This is a genomic window from Streptomyces sp. STR69, from assembly GCF_024519455.1.
Lineage (GTDB): Bacteria > Actinomycetota > Actinomycetes > Streptomycetales > Streptomycetaceae > Streptomyces.
Genome location: NZ_JALJRY010000011.1, coordinates 104,754 through 125,813 on the forward strand (window position 1 = coordinate 104,754; position 21,060 = coordinate 125,813).

Here is a 21,060-nt window from a genome sequence, read left to right on the forward strand (position 1 = left end):
GAGTAGTCCACCGAGAGATCGTCGCCCTCAAGGGTGATCGTGGGTGCACCACCCTCTGAGGTGAACCACCTTCTGACCGGCGGGCGAAGGCCTTCCGGAAGGCGAAAGCAGGGACGGTTCATGGCGACTTTGTGCAAACCCTCGGTGTCGGTTCCGGAGCACGTGATCACGATGGAGGAGACGCTCGAGCTGGCGCGCTCCCGCCACGCGGACCACCCCAACCTGCCGCTGGCCCTCCGGCTGATCGAGAACACCGGTGTGCGCACCCGGCACATCGTGCAGCCCATCGAGGAGACCCTCAAGCACCCCGGGTTCGAGGACCGCAACAAGATCTACACGGCCGAGGCGAAGGCCCGGGTCCCGGCGGTCGTGCAGCGCGCGCTCGACGAGGCGGAGCTGCTCACCACCGACATCGACGTGATCATCTACGTCTCGTGCACGGGCTTCATGATGCCCTCGCTCACGGCCTGGCTGATCAACGAGATGGCCTTCGAGTCCACCACCCGCCAGATCCCGATCGCCCAGCTGGGCTGCGCGGCCGGCGGGGCGGCGATCAACCGGGCGCACGACTTCTGCACGGCGTACCCGGACGCCAACGCGCTCATCGTGGCCTGCGAGTTCTGCTCGCTGTGCTACCAGCCGACCGACCTCGGCATCGGCTCCCTGCTCTCCAACGGGCTGTTCGGCGACGGCATCGCCGCGGCCGTGGTGCGCGGGCGGGGCGGCACGGGCATCCAGCTCGAACGCAACGGGTCGTACCTGATCCCCAAGACCGAAGAGTGGATCATGTACGACGTCCGGGCCACCGGCTTCCACTTCCTGCTGGACAAGCGGGTGCCGGCCACCATGGAGCCCCTCGCACCGGCGCTCCAGGACCTCGCGGGACTGCACGGCTGGGACGCGGCCGACCTGGACTTCTACATAGTCCACGCGGGCGGGCCCCGAATACTCGACGACCTGAGCAAGTTCCTGCAGGTCGACCCGCACGCGTTCCGGTTCAGCCGGGCCACCCTCACCGAGTACGGCAACATCGCCAGCGCCGTCGTCCTGGACGCGCTGCGCCGGCTCTTCGACGAGGGCGGCGCCGAGCACCGGGCGCGTGGACTGCTCGCCGGGTTCGGACCCGGTATCACCGCCGAGATGGCCCTGGGCCGCTGGCACCGCGACGACCGAGAGACGGCTTGAGTACGGCATGACTGAAGAGACGCTCACCGAGACCCTGCCCCCGGTCCGGCCCTGGCCGGCCCTCGACCTGACCGGGGTGGACTTCGACCCGGTCCTCACCAAGCTGATGCGGGAGGGTCCGGTCAACCGGATCAAACTGCCCAACGGCGAGGGCTGGGCGTGGCTGGTCACCCGGCACGACGACGTGCGGATGGTCACCAACGACCCCCGGTTCAGCCGCGAGGCGGTGATGGACCAGCCGGTGACCCGGCTCGCCCCGCACTTCATCCCGGCCCGTGGCGCGGTCGGGTTCCTCGACCCGCCGGACCACACCCGGCTACGGCGCTCGGTCGCGCCGGCGTTCACGGCGCGCGGGGTGGAGCGGATCCGGGAGCAATCCCGGCTGCTGCTCGACGAGTTGATCGACGAGCTGCTCCAGGACGGACCGCCGGCCGATCTCACCGAGACCGTGCTGAGTCCGTTCCCGATCGCGGTGATCTGCGAGCTGATGGGCGTGCCGGCGGTCGACCGGCACGGCATGCACACCTGGACCCAGCTCATCCTGTCCTCCTCGCACGGCGCCAAGGTCAGCGAGCAGGCCAAGCAGGAGATGGGCGCCTACTTCGCCGATCTCATCGGCCTTCGGGAGGGCAGCGACGGCGAGGACGCCGCCTCGCTGCTCGGTGCCGCCGTGGGCCGGAAGGAGATCACCCTGGAGGAGGCCGTCGGGCTCGCGGTGCTGCTGCAGATCGGCGGCGAGGCGGTCACCAACAACAGCGGGCAGATGTTCTACCTCCTGCTGACCCGCCCCGATCTCGTCGAACGGCTGCGTGCCGAGCCGGAGTTGAGGCCCCAGGCCATCGACGAGCTGCTGCGCTACATCCCGCACCGCAACGCGGTCGGGCTGTCCCGGATCACCATGGAGGACGTGGAGATCCGTGGGGTCCGGATGCGGGCGGGCGACCCGGTGTACGTGTCGTACCTGGCCGCCAACCGCGACCCGGACGTCTTCCCCGACCCCGAGAAGATCGACTTCTCGCGCAGCCCGAACCCGCATGTGTCCTTCGGTTTCGGCCCGCACTTCTGTCCCGGCAACATGCTGGCGAGGATGGAGTCCGAGCTGCTGGTGGACGCGCTGCTCGACCGGTTGCCGGGGCTGCGGCTCGCGGTTCCGGCCGATCAAGTGCCGTTCAAGAAGGGCGCGTTGATCCGCGGTCCCGAGGCACTGCCCGTGACGTGGTGAGGCGCCGATGACGGCGACGGAGGGGCTGCTCGTGCCGCCGGGGCACGGCCGGATCGTACAGACACCCGCGCAGCACGTGACGTTCAAGGTGACCGGCTCGCACTCGCGGACGGCGTCCACCTTCGAGGTGGTCGTACCGCCGGGATTCGACGTCGGAGCGCATGTGCACACGCGCAGCGAGGAGTTGTTCTACGTCCTCGAAGGCGAGCTGGACGTGCTCGCCTTCGAGCCGCGCATCCGGACCCCGGACAACTGGCAGCGCTGGGAGTCGAGTTCGGGCACCCGGGTGGTACGGGCGACACCGGGCACGGTGATCGTCGTACCGCCCGGTTGTCCGCACGCGTTCGCCAACCCTACGGAGACGCCCGCGAAGATGTTCTTCCAGGCGTCTCCGCCGCCCGATCACGAGCGGTATTTCGAGGAGCTGTTGGAGATCCTCGGGGGTGGGGGGCCACCGGATCATGCGGCGATCGAGGAGTTGCGGGCGCGTTATGACATCGAGCAGTTGACGCCGCTCAAACACCGGTGAGTTTCGTCGGTTCTTTGTCTGCGGCCCGGTGGGGGCTGAGCGCGCAGTTCCCCGCGCCCCTGAAACGCAGGCCGGTTTTCAGGGGCGCGGGGAACTGCGCGACCAGCCCCCACCGGGCCGCACCCGAGACTCAACGAATCGGCATCCCCGACAACGTCCGCGCAATCACCAGACGTTGGATCTCACTCGTACCCTCGAAGATCGTGTAGATCGCCGCGTCACGGTGCATGCGCTCGACCGGATACTCACGGGTGTAGCCGTTGCCGCCCAGGATCTGAATGGCCTGGCCCGTGACCTTCTTCGCCGTCTCGCTGGCGAACAGCTTCGACATCGAGCCCTCGGCCGCGGTGAACTGCTTGCCGTTGACGGCCATCCAGGACGCGCGCCAGACCAGCAGCCGGGCCGCGTCGATGGACGTACGCATGTCGGCGATCTGGAAGGCGACGCCCTGGTTGTCGATGATCGGGCGGCCGAACTGCTCACGCGTCTTCGCGTAGTCGAGGGCGACCTCGTAGGCGGCCCGCGCGGTACCGACCGCCATGGCGCCCACCGCGGGGCGGCTCGCCTCGAACGTGGCCATCGCGGCGTTCTTCACGCGCTCGCCGCCGCCCGCCTTGGCGCGCTCACGGGCGCGGGCGAGGCGCTCGTCCAGCTTCTCCTTGCCGCCGAGGAGGCAGGAGCCGGGGACGCGCGCGTTCTCCAGGACCACCTCGGCGGTGTGCGAGGCCCGGATGCCGTGCTTCTTGAACTTCTGCCCCTGGGACAGGCCCGGCGTGCCGGACGGGACGATGAAGGAGGCGTGGCCCTTGGAGCCGAGGTCCGAGTCGACGACCGCGACGACGACATGGACGTTGGCGATACCGCCGTTGGTCGCCCAGGTCTTGGTGCCGTTGAGGATCCACTCGTCCTTGGCCTCGTCGTAGACGGCACGCGTACGCATGGAGGCCACGTCGGAACCGGCGTCGGGCTCGGAGGAGCAGAAGGCGGCGACCTTGACGTCGTTGGCATCGCCGTACATCTGGGGGATCCAGGTGCCGATCTGCTCCTCGGTGCCGTTGGCGAGGACGCCGACGGCGGCCAGGCCGGTGCCGACTATGGAGAGGGCTATGCCCGCGTCGCCCCAGAACAGCTCCTCCATGGCCATGGGGATACCGAGGCCGGTGGGGTCGAAGTACTGCTGGGCGTAGAAGTCCAGGGAATAGATGCCGACCTTCGCGGCTTCCTGGATGACCGGCCAGGGAGTCTCCTCACGCTCGTCCCATTCGGCGGCGGCGGGGCGGATGACATCGGCGGCGAAGCCGTGCAGCCAGTCCCGCACCTCCTTCTGTTCGTCGTTGAGTTCCATGGTGAACTCGGCCATGACTCCTCCAACAGCGCACTAGCATGTTACTTGCGGTAACGACAGAGTCTGTTACCGACGGGTAGGAAAAGTCAACTCCCAATGACCTCTCGGCAGCCCGTTCGAGGTGTGTGGCACGTTGAGTGTTAGTTTGCGCAGGCGTTACCGATTCAGCACGGGTGGGGAGAGACCATGGACACCACGCAGCGGACCGATCAACAGCGGTCCGCCGACCGCCGACGGCGCGAGCTGTTGGAGGCCGCGGACAGAGTGGTGCTGCGTGACGGCCCGCAGGCCTCGATGAACGCGATCGCGGCGGAGGCGGGCATCACCAAGCCGATCCTGTACCGGCACTTCGGTGACAAGGGCGGACTGTACGCGGCGCTCGCCAAGCGGCACACGGACGCACTGCTGTCCTCGCTGCGGGCCGCGCTCGACGCTCCCGCCGAGCGTCGGGAGCGGGTTGAGGCCACGCTTGACACGTACCTCGCCGCGATCGAGGCACTGCCTCAGGTGTACCGGTTCCTGATGCATCCCGTTGAGGGTGGGCAGACCGCGGACCACGGGTTCGACACGGGGAATCACTCGGTTCCGCTGCTTCGGCGGATGGGGGAGGAACTCGCTCAGGTCATCGAGGAGCGGGTGGATCTCGGGCCCAACAGTCAGCAGTTGGCTCGGGTGTGGGGGCATGGGATTGTCGGGATGATGCATGCGGCCGGGGACTGGTGGTTGGGGGAACGGCCTTGTTCTCGGGCGGAGTTGGTGCGGAGTTTGGCTGATCTGTTGTGGGGGCGGTTGGCTGCCGCCGGGGACAGGGTTGGTGGGCCTGGGTTTTAGGGGGTTGAGTTTTGGCTGCGGGCCGGTGGGGGCTGGTCGCGCAGTTCCCCGCGCCCCTAGGTAACTCACCTCACCGGTGCCATGAAGTTCGGCCTACTTGTCTCATCAGTCGTCTGTGGCGCCAGCCCGTCAGATGGTCCGCGTACACCCGTCCCTCCACGTGGTCGTGCTCGTGCTGCAAGCACCTCGCGAAGAAACCCGTGCCCTCCACGGTGATCGGCTCACCGGTTGCCGTGAAGCCCTCGACGACCGCGTGGTCGTAGCGCTCCGTCCCCGCCTCAAGGCCCGGCAATGACAGACAGCCCTCCGGGCCACGAAGCACCAGCCCGTCCGCCTCGACGAGACGTGGGTTCACCACATGGCCGAGGTGGCGGGTCTCCTCGTCGTCGGGGCAGTCGTAGACGAACACCCGCAAGGACTCGCCTACTTGGTTCGCGGCGAGGCCCACGCCCCCCGCCGCGTACATCGTCGCGAACAAGTCCTCGACGAGGCGGGCGAGTTCCGGGCCGAAGTCTGTTACTTCCGCGCAGGATGTGTGAAGCAATGGGTCGCCGAGCAGAGTGAGGGGACGGACTCGCCCGCGGGCGCCCGGGATGGAGCCGTATCGCATGGGCGCAAGGGTACGGTTCTCTACGGCGCACGCCCGCCGCGAGGCGTTCGCGGTGCCGCGGTTCGGGCACTGATAAGGATCTCGATAGGCTGAGGTCCACACCACGTTGCCGGAGGCAGAGGCGCGGCGCGTACGCAAGGAGGATCGAGAACTGATGGCAGGCAACTCGGACCCGCTCACGCCGCGGGCCAAGCTCGCCGTGACGGCGGGCAAGGCGGTCGCGGCGGCATCGCGTGCCGCGGGGCGGGGCAGCGGATCGGTGATCGGCGGCCGAGTAGCACTCAAACTCGACCCCGACCTCCTCGCCCGGCTCGCGCAGAGCCTTGATGTGACCCTGGTCTCGGCGACCAATGGCAAGACGACCACGACGCGGCTCATCGCCGAGGCGCTGGGGGCCGCCGGGCCCGTCGTCTCGAACGCGCTCGGTGCCAACATGCCTGCCGGTATCACCTCGGCGCTGGCCGGCGGCTCGGACGCCAAGTTCGGTGTCATCGAGGTCGACGAGAAGTACCTCGCCGGTGTCGCCCGGGACACCGACCCCAAGTGCATCGCGCTGCTCAACCTCTCCCGCGACCAACTGGACCGCGCGGCCGAGACCCGCATGCTCGCGGAGGCCTGGCGTGAGGGGCTTGCCGGTTCGAAGGCCGTCGTCGTCGCCAACGCGGACGACCCGCTGGTCGTGTGGGCCGCGTCCTCCTCCCCCAACGTGATCTGGGTCGCCGCCGGGCAGATGTGGAAGGACGACGCCTGGTCCTGCCCCTCGTGCGGTGGCGTGATGCAGCGTCCCGGTGACGACTGGTTCTGCGGTGAGTGCGGGTTCCGTCGGCCGACGCCGAGCTGGTCGCTGTCCGGGGACCACGTGCTTGATCCGCACGGGTCCGCCTGGCCGATCCACCTCCAGCTGCCGGGCCGCGCCAACAAGGCCAACGCCGCGTCCTCCGCCGCCGTCGCCGCCGTCTTCGGGGTGCCGCCGCAGGTCGCGCTGGAGCGCATGTACAAGGTGCAGGCCGTCGCCGGGCGCTATGACGTCGTCCAGTTCATGCAGCGCGACCTGCGACTGCTGCTGGCGAAGAACCCGGCGGGCTGGCTCGAAACGTTCAGCCTGATCGATCCGCCGCCGACCCCGGTGATCCTCTCGGTGAACGCGCGCGGCGCCGACGGCACCGACACCTCGTGGCTCTGGGACGTCGACTACACCCGACTGACCGGCCACCCCATCTTCGTCGTGGGCGACCGCAAGCTGGACCTCGCGGTCCGACTGGAAGTGGCCAACCAGCACTTCCAGGTCTGCGACAACCTCGACCAGGCCGTGCAGCAGGCCCCGCCCGGCCGGATCGAGGTCATCGCGAACTACACCGCGTTCCAGGACCTGCGCCGCCGCGTCGGCAACTGAGACTCAGAGGACGAATTGACCATGAGCGACAACCAGCTGCGTCTGGTGTGGATCTACCCGGACCTGCTGAGCACCTACGGCGACCAGGGCAACGCCCTTGTCGTGGAACGACGGGCGCGGCAGCGCGGCCTCGACGTGGCCCGGCTGGACGTGCGCAGCGACCAGCCGATCCCGACCTCGGGCGACATCTATCTCATCGGCGGCGGCGAGGACCGCCCGCAGCGGCTCGCGGCCGAGCGGCTGCGCCGGGACGGCGGCCTGCACCGGGCGATCGGCAACGGCGCGATCGTCTTCTCGGTATGTGCCGGTTACCAGATCCTCGGCCACGAGTTCATCAACGACCTCGGCCAGCGCGAGCCCGGCCTCGGTCTGCTCGACGTGGTGTCGGTGCGCGGCGAGGGCGAGCGCTGCGTCGGAGACGTCCTCGGCGACATCGACCCGCGCCTGGGCCTGCCCCCGCTGACCGGTTTCGAGAACCACCAGGGCGTCACCCATCTCGGCCCCTCCGCGCGCCCGTTCGCGCAGGTGCGGCTCGGCAAGGGCAACGGCACGGGCGACGGCACCGAGGGCGCGTACAACGACACGGTGTTCGGCACGTACATGCACGGGCCCGTGCTCGCCCGCAACCCGCTGATCGCGGACCTGCTGCTGAAGCTGGCCCTCGACGTCAACGCGCTGCCGCCGATCGACGACCGCTGGTACGAGGCGCTCCGCAACGAGCGCATCGCCGCAGCTCAACAGCCCGCGTAAGCGGCGCGTACACCTGGTCTTCGGGTGCGGGCAACCAGCCCGTCTGACGGCTGGTCCGCGCAGGTGAGCGGGGTCGTCCAGCAGGCGGACGCACGCTACGACCCCGCCCCCTCCTGCCGTTAGGGTGGCGGGGATCGTGCCGGACAAAGTGGTCCGGTCCCGCCCACGTTGAGAAGGTTCTTTCGGGCTATGCGCATTGGTGTGCTCACGTCCGGCGGCGACTGCCCCGGCCTGAACGCCGTCATCCGGTCCGTCGTGCACCGCGCCGTCGTGGACCACGGCGACGAGGTCATCGGCTTCCGGGACGGCTGGAAGGGCCTCCTGGAGTGCGACTACCTCAAGCTCGACCTCGACGCGGTGAGCGGCATCCTTGCTCGCGGCGGCACCATCCTCGGCTCCTCCCGTGTCCAGCCCTCCCATCTGCGGGACGGCGTGGAGCGGGCCCGGGGCCATGTCGAGGAGCTCGGCCTTGACGCGATCATCCCGATAGGCGGCGAGGGCACCCTCAAGGCCGCCAAGCTGATGTACGACGCCGGGCTGCCGATCGTCGGCGTCCCCAAGACCATCGACAACGACATCGCCGTCACGGACGTCACCTTCGGCTTCGACACGGCCGTCGGTGTCGCGACCGAGGCGCTCGACCGGCTCAAGACGACCGCCGAGTCCCACCAGCGCGTGCTCGTCGTCGAGGTCATGGGCCGCCACACCGGCTGGATCGCGCTGCACTCCGGCATGGCGGCCGGCGCGCACGCCATCGTCGTACCTGAACGCCCCTTCGACATCGAGGAGTTGGCCGCACGCGTCGGCCAACGATTCGAGGCGGGCAAGCGCTTCGCGATCGTCGTCGCGGCCGAGGGCGCGAAGCCGCGCGCGGGCTCCATGGAGTTCGACGAGGGCAAGAAGGACGTCTACGGCCATGAGCGCTTCGCGGGGATCGCGCGGCAGCTGTCGATCGAGCTGGAGGAACGGCTCGGCAAGGAAGCACGGCCGGTGATCCTCGGGCATGTGCAGCGCGGTGGTACGCCGACCGCCTACGACCGTGTTCTTGCGACCCGGTTCGGGTGGCATGCGGTGGAGGCCGCGCATCGGGGGGAGTTCGGGAAGATGACCGCGCTCCAGGGGACGGACATCTTGATGGTGCCGTTGGCCGATGCGGTGGAGACGTTGAAGACGGTGCCTGCTGATCGGTATGAAGAGGCCGAGTGCGTGCTCTGAGCGTCGTGAGGTAGTTCGTCGGGTGCGGGTGCGCTGTGGCTGGTCGCGCAGTTCCCCGCGCCCCTGGGTGGCCGCGCTGGACCCGGTCACAAGCTCGGGTGGGGACAGTCCTAGTCTGGTGCGGACAGACTTGCACAACCCCCACGAATCAGGAGCCGTCCGATGGATCACGGCGGGCACGGCATGACCATGGATCTGCCGCCGTTCACGTTGGGGCGGGGGCTTGAGTGGTCGGCCGACCCGTTCTTCCTCACGGCCTGTCTGGTGGGGCTCGGGCTGTACGGCTGGGGGGTCGTGCGGCTGCGGCGGCGCGGGGACTCGTGGCCCGTGGGGCGGACGATCTCGTACGTCATCGGTGTGCTGACCGTCGGGCTCGTGATGTGCACCAAGCTGAACGACTACGGCATGGTCATGTTCAGCGTGCACATGGTGCAGCACATGATCATCAGCATGCTGTCGCCGATCCTGCTGCTGCTCGGCGCCCCGGTCACGCTCGCGCTGCGGGCGCTGCCGCCGGCGGCCAGGGGTCGCAAGGGGCCGCGCGAGCTGCTGCTGATGTTCCTGCACAGCCGCTACATGAAGGTCATCACGCATCCCGCGTTCACGATCCCGCTGTTCATCGCGAGCCTGTACGCCCTGTACTTCACGCCGATCTTCGACTTCCTGATGGGCTCGAAGACCGGGCACATCGCGATGATGGTGCACTTCCTCGCCGTGGGCGTGGTGTTCTTCTGGCCGATCATGGGCGTGGACCCGGGGCCCAGTCGGCCCGGTTATCTGATGCGGATGCTGGAGTTGTTCGCCGGGATGCCGTTCCACGCGTTCTTCGGCATCGCGTTGATGATGGCGTCGGAGCCGATGGTCGAGACGTTCAAGCACCCGCCCGCCTCGCTCGGCATCGACGCGCTCTCCGACCAGAACGCGGCCGGCGGTATCGCCTGGGCGTTCAGCGAGATCCCGTCCGTGCTGGTGCTGATCGCCCTGCTGTTCCAGTGGTACGGCTCGGAGCAGCGGCAGGCCAAGCGGCAGGACCGGGCCGCCGACCGGGACGGCGACAAGGAACTTGAGGCGTACAACGCCTATTTGGCCTCATTGAACACACGAGGCAATTGAACGCACGCGGCTCACTGAACGGAAATTTCGTTCAGTAGCATAAAGCGCGATGGGGGAACCGCGACCGGGGGGTGCGGTAATGACATTTCGCGCGATTGTGCAAAGGACCGGAATTTCGGTGATCCGCAGGATCGCCGTGCTGCTCGTCTGTGTGCTGGCGGTGAGTGGATGCAGCGGGGGCGCACATTTGTTCGCCGTGCAGGCGGTCGCCGTCGGAGTTCCGTCGCTCGCGCCTTTCTTCGACGAGAAACAGGGGCTGGGTCACGACGCCCAGGTCCGTTCGCTGCCGGTGCGGGGCACCTTGCAGCAGGGCGACACACCCGGCCTGTACGGGGGCACCAGGCAGCCGACCATCTGTGACGTGGCAAAGCTCAAGAGGTTCCTGACCGATCCCGCGAACCACCAGAAGGCGGTGGCGTGGTCGTCCGTGCTCGGTATCACCACGGACGAGATCCCGGGCTACCTCGACCGGCTCACACCCGTACTCCTGCGTCACGACACTCTCGTACAGAACCACGACTACAAAAAGGGAAAGGCCACGCCCTACAACTCCCTTCTCCAGGCGGGAATCGCGATTCTCGTCGACGAGCAGGGGGAACCCGCCGCGAAGTGCTCGTGCGGAAATCCACTGCGCCCGTTCAAGGGCGACGCGGGGAGGATTTCCGTCAAGTTCGCGGACGGCAACAGGAAGTGGCACGGATATGAGCCGTCCTCGGTGATGGCCGTGCGTCCGGCGCCCGGGAAGATGGAAGGGCTCGCTCTCGTGGACGTCGACGATCCCAATGTCGGCATCACGCGTCCGATCGGTACGACGGGCCGGCGCGACACCACCTTCGACACCCGGCAGCAGCACGCGGTGCCGAACCTCACGGGGTCGACGTTCGGTGAGGCGCGGCGGGAACTGGTGAGCAGCGGGCTGGCCGTCGGGTACGGAGGGAGCGCGGCGCCGTCCGACGACGCGCGGGTCACCGCGTCCGATCCGCCGGCGGGGACCGAGCTGCGGTTCGGGCAGTACGTGACGCTGACCTTGTCCGGCGGGACGAGCGGAGAGGCGACGTCCACTCCCCCGGCTCCGACGACTTCAGAACCGACCGTCGGCCCGCCGACATCCACGGCACTGCCCTCCACGTCCACGAAGGCACCGCCCACGTCCTCCTCGCCGCCCGCCTCACCGCCCTCGTCGCCGCCTCCGTCCTCGCCCACGAGCGAGCCGCCGCCGTCGAGCAGTTCACCGTCCAGCAGTTCCCTCACGACCGGTTCGCCCTCGGTGGTGAGCAGTTCGCCCGTGACAAGCGCACCGGTCACCAGCAGCGCGGCGCCCGTGACAAGCCCACCGGTCACCACCAGCGCGGCGCCCGCGACGAGCAGTGCGCCGGTCACCACCGAACCGGTCAGCAGAGACCCCGTGACCGGCACCCCCACCACGACCGAGACATGACGCGGACCCGGGAGGGGGAGTCCGGATGCCACAGGGATCGCCGACTTCGGGCGTGGGCCGGGTCATCGCCGGCCGTTATCTCCTGCTGAACCGGCTGGGCAGTGGCGGTATGGGACATGTGTGGCTCGCACATGACCAGCGGCTGGCCTGTGAAGTCGCGCTCAAGGAGATCGTGTTCAGCAACCCGGCCTTCGCCGACGCCGAGCGCGAAGCCCGGGTCGCCCGCGCCCAGGCCGAGGCCCGGCACGCGGCGGGGCTGCGTGGCCACCCCCATGTGGTGACCGTCCACGACGTGTTGGAGCACGACGGACTGCCGTGGATCGTCATGGAGTACGTGGCGGACGCCGTCGACCTGCGCGACCTGGTCGGCCGGCAGGGCCCGCTCGCCCCGGCGGAGTGCGCCCGCGTCGGACTCGCCGTGCTCGACGCGCTGACCGCCGGACACGAACGGGGCGTGATGCACCGGGACGTGAAACCGGCGAACATCCTGCTCGCACCGGACCGCACGGGTTCGCCGTACGCCCGGGTCCTGCTCACCGACTACGGCATCTCGGTGCAGCCGGACGCCGGGGAGACGCGGTACACGCTGACGTCCGTGCTCGTCGGCACGGCGGGCTATCTGGCGCCGGAGCGCGCCACGGGCGGCCCGCCGACGGCCGCCGCCGACCTGTTCTCACTGGGCTGCACGCTCTACCACGCCGTCGAGGGCCACGGTCCCTTCACCCGCGAATCGCCGCTCGCGGAGGTCACCGCCGTAGTCATGGAGGACCCACTGCCACCGGCCCGCGCGGGCGCCCTGGCACCGGTGCTCCACGCGATGCTGGAGAAGGATCCGCTACGGCGGATTCCGGCGGCGGAGGCGGAGGCGGCGCTGTCACGGATCGTGACGCCGCAGACGGAGGCGGAGGCATACGCCCGGACGCAGACGGACCTCGGTTCGCAGTCGCCCTGGGAGGGCCTGGCCGGGCCGATGGCGGTGCCGACGCAGACCTCGCCGCCGTACGGATACGGGGTCCCGGCGTCCCAGCCCTCCCCCGCCGGTCGGCGTCGGCGGCCTCGCCCCCGGGTCCTCCAGTCCGTCCTGGCGGGCCTTCTCGGGCTCGCGCTCGCCCTGGGCGGTGTCTGGTACGCGATGGCCCACCAGCCGCCCGCCAAGGACACCGGCAAGAAGAGTCCGCCGTACGGCACGGCCGTCGGGCTGTCCGCGCCGCTCAAGGACGGTGACTGTGTCACCGCCGACTGGCCGGGCGGGCGCCTCTTCCAGGGGACGCCACGGCTCGCCGTCGACGCCGGTTGCCGGAACACGGTGCCGGACGGGCAGGTGATGGCGTTCGTGTCCACCGCGTCCGCCGACGAGGCGCGGAAGACCGGTGCGGACCGGTGTGCGCAGCGGACTCAGGAGATCCGGGAGAAGCTCGCGGACGTGCGGGGCTACGCCGTCGTACCGACCGACGCCGGCTTCGACGCGGTCGGACACCGCACCGCCTGTCTGGTGCTGGGCGCGCACGGGCCGGTCTACGGGCCGCTCGGCAGCCGTCGTGCCCTCGGTTCGGCGTTCGCGGACACGTCGACCATGCAGAAGCGGGACTGTCTGGACGTGCCCTCGAACCGGGCGGCGAGTCTGGTCTCCTGCGCGGGTGAGCACGATCAGGAAGTGGTCGGGTTCACCCGGTTGGGCGCGGACGTCACGCTGGCCCAGGCCCGCACGCGGTCGGACGCGGCGTGCGCGCGGGACGTGCCGCCGGCCGACTACGGATTCGATCCGTCGGTCTACGAGGCCGCCTCCTGGACCAGTGAGGGTCCGTGGAAGTCGGGCACTCATTTCGTCGTGTGCGCCGTGCGGAAGCAGAACGGGGGCACCATGGAGGGGGACGAACCATGAGGAGGGTGTCGCGATGCCCGGTTCCACGAAGACCATGGGGGTGATCACCGTCGGCGGTCTGGTGGTGGTGACGGCCTACACGGTGGCGCTCGGCAGCAACGGCTGGCTGTGGTTCGGCTGGGTCGTGCTGGGGCTGATCACCCTGGGGATGGTGGCCACGCGCAGCACCTGACGCGCGTCGCTGCTCACTGTGCGCGTGCCGCTACTGCTCACTGCGGCGGCTCGCCGAGTGCACGCCCGGCTGGTACTTCGGCAGCCGGGCGGTGATCTTCATGCCCGCTCCTACGGCGGTCTCGATGACGAGGCCGTAGTCGTCGCCGTAGACCTGGCGGAGCCGGTCGTCGACGTTGGACAGGCCGATGCCGCCGGAGGGGCTGACCTCGCCCGCCAGGATGCGGCGCAGCAGGTCGGGGTCCATGCCGGTGCCGTCGTCCTCGATGACGACGAGCGCCTCGGCGCCAGCGTCCTGCGCGGTGATGCTGATACGGCTCTTCCCCGTGGCAGACGCGGCCTTGCCTTCGAGACCGTGTTTGACGGCGTTCTCGACGAGGGGTTGCAGGCACAGGAACGGGAGCGCGACCGGAAGTACCTCGGGAGCGATCTGCAGGGTGACGGAGAGCCGTTCGCCGAAGCGGGCCCGGACGAGGGCCAAGTAGTGGTCGATGGCGTGGAGTTCGTCGGCGAGGGTGGTGAAGTCGCCGTGCCTGCGGAACGAGTAGCGGGTGAAGTCGGCGAATTCGAGAAGCAGTTCGCGGGCGCGCTCGGGGTCGGTGCGGACGAACGAAGCGATCACCGCGAGCGAGTTGAAGATGAAGTGCGGGGAGATCTGGGCCCGAAGTGCCTTGATCTCGGCCTCGATCAGCCGGGTGCGGGACTGGTCCAGGTCCGCCAACTCCAGTTGGACGGAGACCCAGCGGGCGACCTCTCCGGCGGCCCGGACGAGGACGGCGGACTCGCGCGGCGCGCAGGCGACCAGCGCGCCGTGGACGCGGTCGTCCACGGTGAGCGGGGCGACCACCGCCCAGCGCAACGGACAGTCGGGAGCATCGCAGTCGAGCCGGAACGCCTCGCCGCGGCCGGTCTCCAGCGGGCCCGCGAGGCGCTCCATGATCTCGGCCCGGTGATGGTCACCGACGCCGTCCCACGCGAGTACCTGCTTCTGGTCGGTCAGACAGAGCGCGTCGGTGCCGAGCAGCGTGCGCAGTCTGCGGGCCGAACGGCGGGCCGTCTCCCCGGTGAGGCCGGCCCGCAGCGGGGGTGCGGCGAGGGAGGCGGTGTGCAGGGTCTGGAAGGTGGCGTGCTCGACGGGGGTGCCGAGTCCGCCGAGGCTCTCGGGGCGTGCGGTGCGGCGCCCGAGCCAGAAACCGGCGGCCAGCAGCGGGAGTACGGCGACACAGAGGCCGGCCAGGAATCCGCTCATGCGCCCGCCTCCGCCCCATAAAGGGTGTTCACGCCTTCACCTCCGCCCGCAGCTCCTCCGGCAGATGGAAGCGCGCCAGGATCGCCGCCGTCCCCGTCGGCACCCGGCCCGGGGTGGACAGGGACACCAGCACCATGGTGAGGAAGCCCAGCGGTACCGACCAGAGCGCGGGCCAGGCGAGCAGGGCGTGCAGCGGGCCGGTGCCGGGGAAGCCCGCCATGGTCGCTGCCACCGCGACGAACGCCGAGCCGCCGCCGACCAGCATCCCGGCCGCCGCACCGGGCGGGGTGAGCCGGGTCCACCAGATCCCGAGGACCAGCAACGGGCAGAAGGAGGAGGCCGATACGGCGAACGCGAGTCCCACGGCGTCGGCGACGGGCAGCCCGCCGACCAGGACGCTCGCCCCTAAGGGGACGACCATGGCGAGGACCGTACCGAGCCTGAAGTGCCGTACCCCGCGCGACGGGAGGACGTCCTGGGTGAGGACGCCCGCGACCGCCATGGTCAGCCCGGACGCGGTGGACAGGAACGCGGCGAAGGCCCCGCCCGCGACCAGCGCGCCGAGCAGATCTCCGCCGACGCCGCCGATCATGCGGTCGGGCAGCAGGAGTACGGCCGCGTCGGCGTCGCCGGTGATGGTGAGTTCGGGGGTGTAGAGGCGGCCGAGGGCGCCGTAGACGGGCGGCAGGAGGTAGAAGGCGCCGATCAGGCCGAGGACGGCGACCGTGGTGCGGCGGGCGGCGACGCCGTGCGGGCTGGTGTAGAAGCGGACGACGACGTGCGGCAGGCCCATGGTGCCGAGGAAGGTGGCGAGGATGAGGCCGTACGTGGCGTACAGCGGGCGTTCCTCGCGGCTCGCGGCCAGGGACGTCGACATACCGCCGTTGGTGCCGCGGTCGGCGACCGGGACGGCGGCGCCCTTGGCGAAGGTGAGACGGGTGCCGCCCGCGATGTGGTGGGTGCCGCTGGGGAGTTGGAGCCTCACCGCGCTGTAGCGCCGGCCGTCGACGGTGCCGTTCACCGTGGCGGTCAGGGGGTGAGCGAGTTTCAGGTCGAGGGTGTCGTCGACGCGGACGACGCGCTGTTCGCGGAAGGTGGCCGGTTCCTCGAAGGCGTGCCGCGGTGCTCCGTCGCTCTGCCAGGCGAGGACCAGGAAGAGGACGGGGACGAGCAGCGCGGTGAGTTTCAGCCAGTACTGGAAGGCCTGTACGAAGGTGATGCTGCGCATGCCACCCGCGGCGACGGTCGCGACGACCACGACGGCGACGATCAGCCCGCCGAGCGAGTCGGGCGCGCCGGTGAGGACCGTCAACGTCAGTCCCGCGCCCTGGAGTTGGGGCAGCAGATACAGCCAGCCCACCCCGACGACGAAGGCCCCCGCGAGGCGTCGTACGGCGTGCGAGGCGAGCCGGGCCTCGGCGAAGTCGGGGAGCGTGTAGGCGCCGGAGCGGCGGAGCGGGGCGGCGACGAACAGGAGCAGGACCAGGTATCCGGCGGTGTAGCCGACCGGGTACCAGAGCATGTCGGGGCCCTGTACGAGGACCAGTCCGGCGATGCCCAGGAAGGAGGCGGCGGAGAGGTATTCGCCGCTGATGGCGGCGGCGTTGAGGCGGGGGCCGACGGTGCGGGAGGCGACGTAGAAGTCGGAGGTGGTGCGGGAGATGCGCAGGCCGAACGCGCCCACGAGGACGGTCGCCACGACGACGAGGGCGACCGCCGGTACGGCGTAACCGGAGTTCATCGGACCTCGTTCATCGGTCCTCGACGAGACGGACGAAGTCGCGTTCGTTGCGTTCGGCGCGGCGCACGTACCAGAGCGCGAGCAGGACGAGCGGGGCGTAGAGGCAGAAGCCGAGGACCAGCCATTCGAGGCGGCGGGAGTCCGGGGTCGCCGCGAACACCAGGGGCAGGGGGCCGACCAGGAGGACGAGGACTGCGAACACCGTGAGGGCGGCGCGGAGTTGGGTGCGCATGAGGGAGCGGACGTAGGTGTGGCCGAGGGTGGTCTGTTCGTCGATCTCGGTGCGGGGGCGGGAGTAGCCGGAGGCGCGCCGGGTGCGGCGCGCCGGGCCGGTGACAACGACCCGGCGTTCGGTGGGTTCTTGAGGCACCGTCAGGACCTCCGCATCAGCAGGTCCCGCAGTTCGCGGGTGTGGCGGCGGCTGACCTGGAGTTCCTCGCCGCCGACCAGGACGCTCACCGTCCCTGCGTCCAGGCGGAGTTCGCCGATGTGGCGCAGGGCGACGAGATGGCGGCGGTGGATGCGGACGAAGCCGCGGGAGCGCCAGCGGTCCTCCAGGGTGGAGACCGGGATGCGGACGAGGTGGCTGCCTCGGTCGGTGTGGAGGCGGGCGTAGTCGCCCTGGGCCTCGACGTGGGTGATGTCGTCGACGGCCACGAAGCGGGTGACACCGCCGAGTTCGACGGCGATGTGGTCGGGGTCGGGTTCGTGCACGGGTATCCGCGGTGCGGCGCCGCCGAGTTCGGCGGCCCGGCGCACGGCCTCCGCGAGCCGTTCCTTGCGGACGGGCTTCAGCACGTAGTCAACTGCCTTGAGATCGAAGGCCTGTACGGCGAAGTCCTCGTGCGCGGTGACGAACACGACGAGCGGCGGCTGCGCGAATCCCGTCAACAGCCGTGCCAGGTCGAGCCCGTCCAGGCCGGGCATCTGGATGTCGAGGAACACGACGTCGATCGCTTCCGGTCCGGCCGGGCCGGACTCCAGGGCACGGTTGATCCGGCGCAGCGCCTCGGTCGCGTCGCCCGCGCCCTCCGCGCTGCCGATGCGTGGATCGGCGTTCAGCAGATAGAGCAACTCCTCCAGCGAGGGGCGTTCGTCGTCGACGGCGAGGGCGCGCAGCATGAAGGTGGAGTGTAGGAGGAATTCGTACGCCTGGACATGTGCCGGGCGTGGACGTTGCCGCTGGATACAGTGCGGACATGAGCAGCAGGACCACGCCGTTCGACGAGCTCGACCGGAAGATCATCAACGCGCTGATGGCGAACGCCAGGACCAGCTTCGCCGAGATCGGCACGGCGATCGGGCTGTCCGCGACGGCCGTGAAGCGGCGGGTGGACCGACTGCGGGAGACGGGTGTGATCACCGGGTTCACGGCGACCGTGCAGCCGTCCGCGCTGGGCTGGCGCACGGAGGCGTACGTGGAGGTGTACTGCGAGGGCGCCGCGCCCCCCAGGCGGCTCGCCGAGGTCGTGCGCAACCATCCGGAGATCACCGCGGCGATGACGGTGACCGGCGGCGCGGACGCGCTGCTGCACGTGCGGGCCACCGATGTGGATCATTTCGAGGAGGTGCTGGAGCGGATCCGGCAGGAGCCGTTCATCCGGAAGACGATCAGCGTGATGGTGCTGTCCCATCTCCTCCCGGAAAGCCCGGAAGCGGGCGCCACCCACCCCGCGCCAGGCGACGCATCAGACCTGCGCTGACACCGCCAAAGACGCAGCATTCCTGCGCAGACACGCAGCCTTCATCGCTTGTCGCGCGTATTGGTCTCTTCCTACCTTGGTGTCAACCCCCAGTCGACATCACAGGAAGCGGAGGAACCCCTCTGTGCCCGAGACCCGTGTGCGGCGCCGGCGGCGCTTTCTCGTCTGCGAACCCAGACACTTCGCCGTGCAGTACGCGATCAACCCCTGGATGCATCCCGACACCCAGGTGGACGTCGATCTCGCCCAGGAGCAGTGGCGGACGCTGATCGACACCTACCGCGAGCACGGCCACGAAGTCGACACCGTGCCCCCGGCCCCCGGCCTCCCGGACATGGTCTTCGCCGCGAACTCGGCGGTCGTCGTCGACGGCCGCGTCTTCGGCTCCCTCTTCCACGCACCCGAGCGGCGTCCCGAGTCCGACCACTACGACATGTGGTTCAAGGCCGCGGGCTACGACGTCCATCGCCCCGAGTCGGTGAGCGAGGGCGAGGGCGACCTGATCCCGACCGGCCGTTACGTCCTGGCCGGCACCGGGTTCCGTACGACCCGCGAGGCCCATCGCGAGGTGCAGGAGTTCTTCGGCGTCCCGGTGATCAGCCTGACGCTGGTGGACCCGTACTTCTACCACCTGGACACGGCGCTGTTCGTCCTCGACGAGGACAATATCTGCTACTACCCGGAGGCGTTCTCGCCGGGCAGTCGTGAGGTGCTCGCCCGGCTGTTCCCGGACGCGGTGCTCGCGACCCGCGAGGACGCGATGACGTTCGGCCTCAACTCCGTCTCGGACGGCCTGCACGTCTTCATCGCGCCCCAGGCCGAGGCGCTGGCCGCGCGCCTCGCCGAACGCGGCTACATCCCTGTCCCCGTCGACCTGTCGGAGTTCCACAAGGCCGGCGGCGGCATCAAGTGCTGCACCCAGGAGATCCGCTCATGACCGCACCCGCCAGTGCTCGTACATCCGCCGACCTCATCCGCGCCGAGGAGCCGGTCCTCGCGCACAACTACCACCCGCTGCCCGTGGTCGTGGCCCGTGCCGAGGGCACCTGGGTGGAAGATGTCGAGGGCCGCCGCTACCTCGACATGCTCGCGGGCTACTCGGCTCTCAACTTCGGCCACCGCCACCCGGCGTTGATCGAGGCGGCCCACCGCCAGCTCGACCAGCTGACGCTCACCTCCCGCGCCTTCCACAACGACAAGCTGGCCGAATTCGCCGAACGGCTCGCGGAGTTGACCGGGCTCGACATGGTGCTCCCGATGAACACGGGCGCGGAGGCGGTCGAGAGCGGCATCAAGGTGGCCCGCAAATGGGCCTACGACGTGAAGGGCGTCCCCGCCGACCGGGCGACCATCGTCGTCGCGGCGGAGAACTTCCACGGCCGCACGACGACGATCGTCAGCTTCTCCACCGACGAGACGGCGCGGGCGGGCTTCGGTCCCTTCACACCGGGCTTCCGGATCGTGCCGTACAACGACCTCGCGGCGCTGGAGGCGGCGGTCGACGAGACGACGGCGGCGGTACTGCTCGAACCCATCCAGGGCGAGGCCGGCGTGATCATCCCGGACGCCGGCTATCTGGCCGGTGTACGTGAACTCACCAGCCGCAAGGGCTGCTTGTTCATCGCGGACGAGATCCAGTCGGGGCTCGGCCGCACCGGCCGCACGCTCGCCGTCGAGCACGAGGGTGTCGTCCCGGACGTACTGCTGCTCGGCAAGGCGCTCGGCGGCGGCATCGTGCCCGTGTCGGCGGTGGTCGCGAGGCGCGAGGTGCTGGGGGTGCTGCACCCGGGCGAGCACGGGTCGACGTTCGGCGGAAACCCGCTCGCCGCGGCGGTCGGCACGGCGGTCGTCGAGCTGCTGGAGACCGGCGAATTCCAGCGCAGGGCCACGGAGTTGGGTGTGGTGCTGCGGGACGGTCTGACCGAGCTGGTCGGCAAGGGCGTGGTCGGTTTCCGCTCACGCGGCCTCTGGGCGGGCGTCGATGTCGACCCGGCCATCGGCACCGGCCGCGAGATCAGCGAACGCCTCATGCGGGAGGGCGTGTTGGCCAAGGACACCCACGGCTCCACGATCCGGCTGGCCCCGCCGCTGACCATCACGGCGGACGAACTCCGCGCTGCCGTGGGCGCGTTGGAGAGGGTGCTGACGCAAGGGGCGTGAGGTGACGGGTGGTTGGACCGGCGCGGGGACGTCGGTCCGACCACCGTCCCCCGACCACTACGTGTCCGTGGGGGTGTCGGCCAGGGCCGCCTGCGCAAGCAGTCGACGCGCCAGGTCACGGGCCTCGTCCACGGTCAGCGAAGCCCAGAGCCCGGGCTCGCCGCGCACGACCGGGCCCACGTCCAGGGTGACCCGGGTGATCGGCCGTTCCGGGAGCGCCAGCAGCAGCCGCTTCACCGCGACCTGCCGACCGCAGGTGGTCACCAACGGCGCTTCACCCGACGGCGGGAGCGGCTCCTGCCCTGACCGAATCATCTCGTCCACGACCCTTCTCTGAATACCCGGCGAGGTATCAGGAGCAGCGCCGGACGGGGCTGGGTTGTTCCCGACCCGGGTGAGGCGGCCGTAGCGCAGCGTATGCGGTCCTGCGGCGGACCGTGGTGCTCCCGAACCCCCGGGTGAACCCCGGGCGAATTCTCGCCCGCCCTCCGGTCAGGACCGGGTCAAGGGACGCGGTGGGGGC

The 21,060-nt window shown here is 69.8% G+C and carries 21 protein-coding genes; 14 read left to right on the forward strand and 7 right to left on the reverse strand.

The window, feature by feature from the left end; all coding sequences use genetic code 11:
- Positions 1-120 precede the first annotated feature (120 nt).
- The 3 genes from OC490_RS21610 to OC490_RS21620 are packed head-to-tail and all read left to right on the forward strand — an operon-like array spanning position 121 to position 2,936.
- A complete protein-coding gene (locus OC490_RS21610; RefSeq protein ID WP_262059617.1) occupies positions 121-1,185 on the forward strand; it encodes a type III polyketide synthase in 1,065 nt (354 codons plus the stop codon).
- A 7-nt stretch (positions 1,186-1,192) separates the two neighbouring features.
- On the forward strand, positions 1,193-2,407 hold the full coding sequence (locus OC490_RS21615; protein WP_262059618.1) for a cytochrome P450: 1,215 nt from the start codon (positions 1,193-1,195) through the stop codon (positions 2,405-2,407).
- A gap of 7 nt (positions 2,408-2,414) precedes the next feature.
- Positions 2,415-2,936, forward strand: coding sequence for a cupin domain-containing protein (locus OC490_RS21620; protein ID WP_019070914.1), 522 nt, complete (start codon positions 2,415-2,417; stop codon positions 2,934-2,936).
- 130 nt (positions 2,937-3,066) lie between these two features.
- Here the strand turns inward: OC490_RS21620 and OC490_RS21625 are convergent, their stop codons facing one another.
- Positions 3,067-4,296, reverse strand: a complete 1,230-nt coding sequence (locus OC490_RS21625; protein ID WP_262059619.1) for an acyl-CoA dehydrogenase family protein — start codon at positions 4,294-4,296, stop codon at positions 3,067-3,069.
- 171 nt (positions 4,297-4,467) lie between these two features.
- Here OC490_RS21625 and OC490_RS21630 point away from each other — a divergent pair, with 171 nt between their 5' ends.
- Entirely contained in the window at positions 4,468-5,112 is a 645-nt protein-coding gene (locus OC490_RS21630) for a TetR/AcrR family transcriptional regulator (protein WP_262059620.1), read from the forward strand.
- Between the two features lie 70 nt (positions 5,113-5,182).
- Here the strand turns inward: OC490_RS21630 and def are convergent, their stop codons facing one another.
- A complete protein-coding gene (gene def / locus OC490_RS21635) occupies positions 5,183-5,722 on the reverse strand; it encodes a peptide deformylase (protein ID WP_262059621.1) in 540 nt (179 codons plus the stop codon).
- Positions 5,723-5,876: 154 nt separating this feature from the next.
- On the opposite strand from def, the gene OC490_RS21640 reads away from it, so the two are divergent.
- The 7 genes from OC490_RS21640 (at position 5,877) to OC490_RS21670 (ending at position 13,685) form a co-directional block, all read left to right on the forward strand.
- Entirely contained in the window at positions 5,877-7,115 is a 1,239-nt protein-coding gene (locus tag OC490_RS21640) for a Mur ligase family protein (protein ID WP_262059622.1), read from the forward strand.
- A gap of 21 nt (positions 7,116-7,136) precedes the next feature.
- Positions 7,137-7,865 (forward strand): type 1 glutamine amidotransferase, encoded by a 729-nt coding sequence (locus OC490_RS21645; RefSeq protein WP_019070919.1) that lies wholly within the window; start codon positions 7,137-7,139, stop codon positions 7,863-7,865.
- 189 nt (positions 7,866-8,054) lie between these two features.
- On the forward strand, positions 8,055-9,080 hold the full coding sequence (locus OC490_RS21650; protein WP_262059623.1) for a 6-phosphofructokinase: 1,026 nt from the start codon (positions 8,055-8,057) through the stop codon (positions 9,078-9,080).
- A gap of 162 nt (positions 9,081-9,242) precedes the next feature.
- Positions 9,243-10,193 (forward strand): cytochrome c oxidase assembly protein, encoded by a 951-nt coding sequence (locus OC490_RS21655; protein WP_262059624.1) that lies wholly within the window; start codon positions 9,243-9,245, stop codon positions 10,191-10,193.
- A gap of 118 nt (positions 10,194-10,311) precedes the next feature.
- A complete protein-coding gene (locus OC490_RS21660) occupies positions 10,312-11,631 on the forward strand; it encodes a PASTA domain-containing protein (protein WP_262059625.1) in 1,320 nt (439 codons plus the stop codon).
- A gap of 25 nt (positions 11,632-11,656) precedes the next feature.
- Entirely contained in the window at positions 11,657-13,513 is a 1,857-nt protein-coding gene (locus OC490_RS21665; protein WP_262059626.1) for a serine/threonine-protein kinase, read from the forward strand.
- Between the two features lie 13 nt (positions 13,514-13,526).
- Positions 13,527-13,685, forward strand: a complete 159-nt coding sequence (locus OC490_RS21670) for a hypothetical protein (RefSeq protein WP_019070924.1) — start codon at positions 13,527-13,529, stop codon at positions 13,683-13,685.
- A gap of 30 nt (positions 13,686-13,715) precedes the next feature.
- Here OC490_RS21670 and OC490_RS21675 read toward each other — a convergent pair whose 3' ends face one another.
- From OC490_RS21675 to OC490_RS21690, 4 genes are read right to left on the reverse strand one after another with little or no spacing between them, the layout of a single operon-like run.
- Positions 13,716-14,933 carry a sensor histidine kinase gene (locus OC490_RS21675; RefSeq protein ID WP_262059627.1) on the reverse strand — a complete coding sequence of 406 codons (1,218 nt, stop codon included), beginning with the start codon at positions 14,931-14,933 and terminating at the stop codon, positions 13,716-13,718.
- Between the two features lie 28 nt (positions 14,934-14,961).
- A complete protein-coding gene (locus OC490_RS21680; protein WP_262059628.1) occupies positions 14,962-16,674 on the reverse strand; it encodes a cation acetate symporter in 1,713 nt (570 codons plus the stop codon).
- Between the two features lie 10 nt (positions 16,675-16,684).
- Positions 16,685-17,044, reverse strand: coding sequence for a hypothetical protein (locus OC490_RS21685; protein WP_262059629.1), 360 nt, complete (start codon positions 17,042-17,044; stop codon positions 16,685-16,687).
- A gap of 2 nt (positions 17,045-17,046) precedes the next feature.
- Positions 17,047-17,796, reverse strand: a complete 750-nt coding sequence (locus OC490_RS21690; RefSeq protein WP_262059630.1) for a LytR/AlgR family response regulator transcription factor — start codon at positions 17,794-17,796, stop codon at positions 17,047-17,049.
- A 77-nt stretch (positions 17,797-17,873) separates the two neighbouring features.
- On the opposite strand from OC490_RS21690, the gene OC490_RS21695 reads away from it, so the two are divergent.
- The 3 genes from OC490_RS21695 (at position 17,874) to rocD (ending at position 20,537) form a co-directional block, all read left to right on the forward strand.
- Entirely contained in the window at positions 17,874-18,377 is a 504-nt protein-coding gene (locus tag OC490_RS21695) for an Lrp/AsnC family transcriptional regulator (protein ID WP_262059631.1), read from the forward strand.
- Between the two features lie 124 nt (positions 18,378-18,501).
- On the forward strand, positions 18,502-19,314 hold the full coding sequence (gene ddaH, locus OC490_RS21700) for a dimethylargininase (RefSeq protein ID WP_262059632.1): 813 nt from the start codon (positions 18,502-18,504) through the stop codon (positions 19,312-19,314).
- The gene (rocD, locus tag OC490_RS21705) at positions 19,311-20,537 is read left to right on the forward strand and encodes an ornithine--oxo-acid transaminase (protein WP_262059633.1); all 1,227 of its coding nucleotides are present in this window, start codon (positions 19,311-19,313) and stop codon (positions 20,535-20,537) included. The genes ddaH and rocD overlap by 4 nt, the downstream gene beginning before the upstream one ends.
- Before the next feature lie 57 nt (positions 20,538-20,594).
- Here the strand turns inward: rocD and OC490_RS21710 are convergent, their stop codons facing one another.
- Positions 20,595-20,852, reverse strand: a complete 258-nt coding sequence (locus OC490_RS21710) for a hypothetical protein (protein ID WP_262059821.1) — start codon at positions 20,850-20,852, stop codon at positions 20,595-20,597.
- Positions 20,853-21,060: the final 208 nt, after the last annotated feature.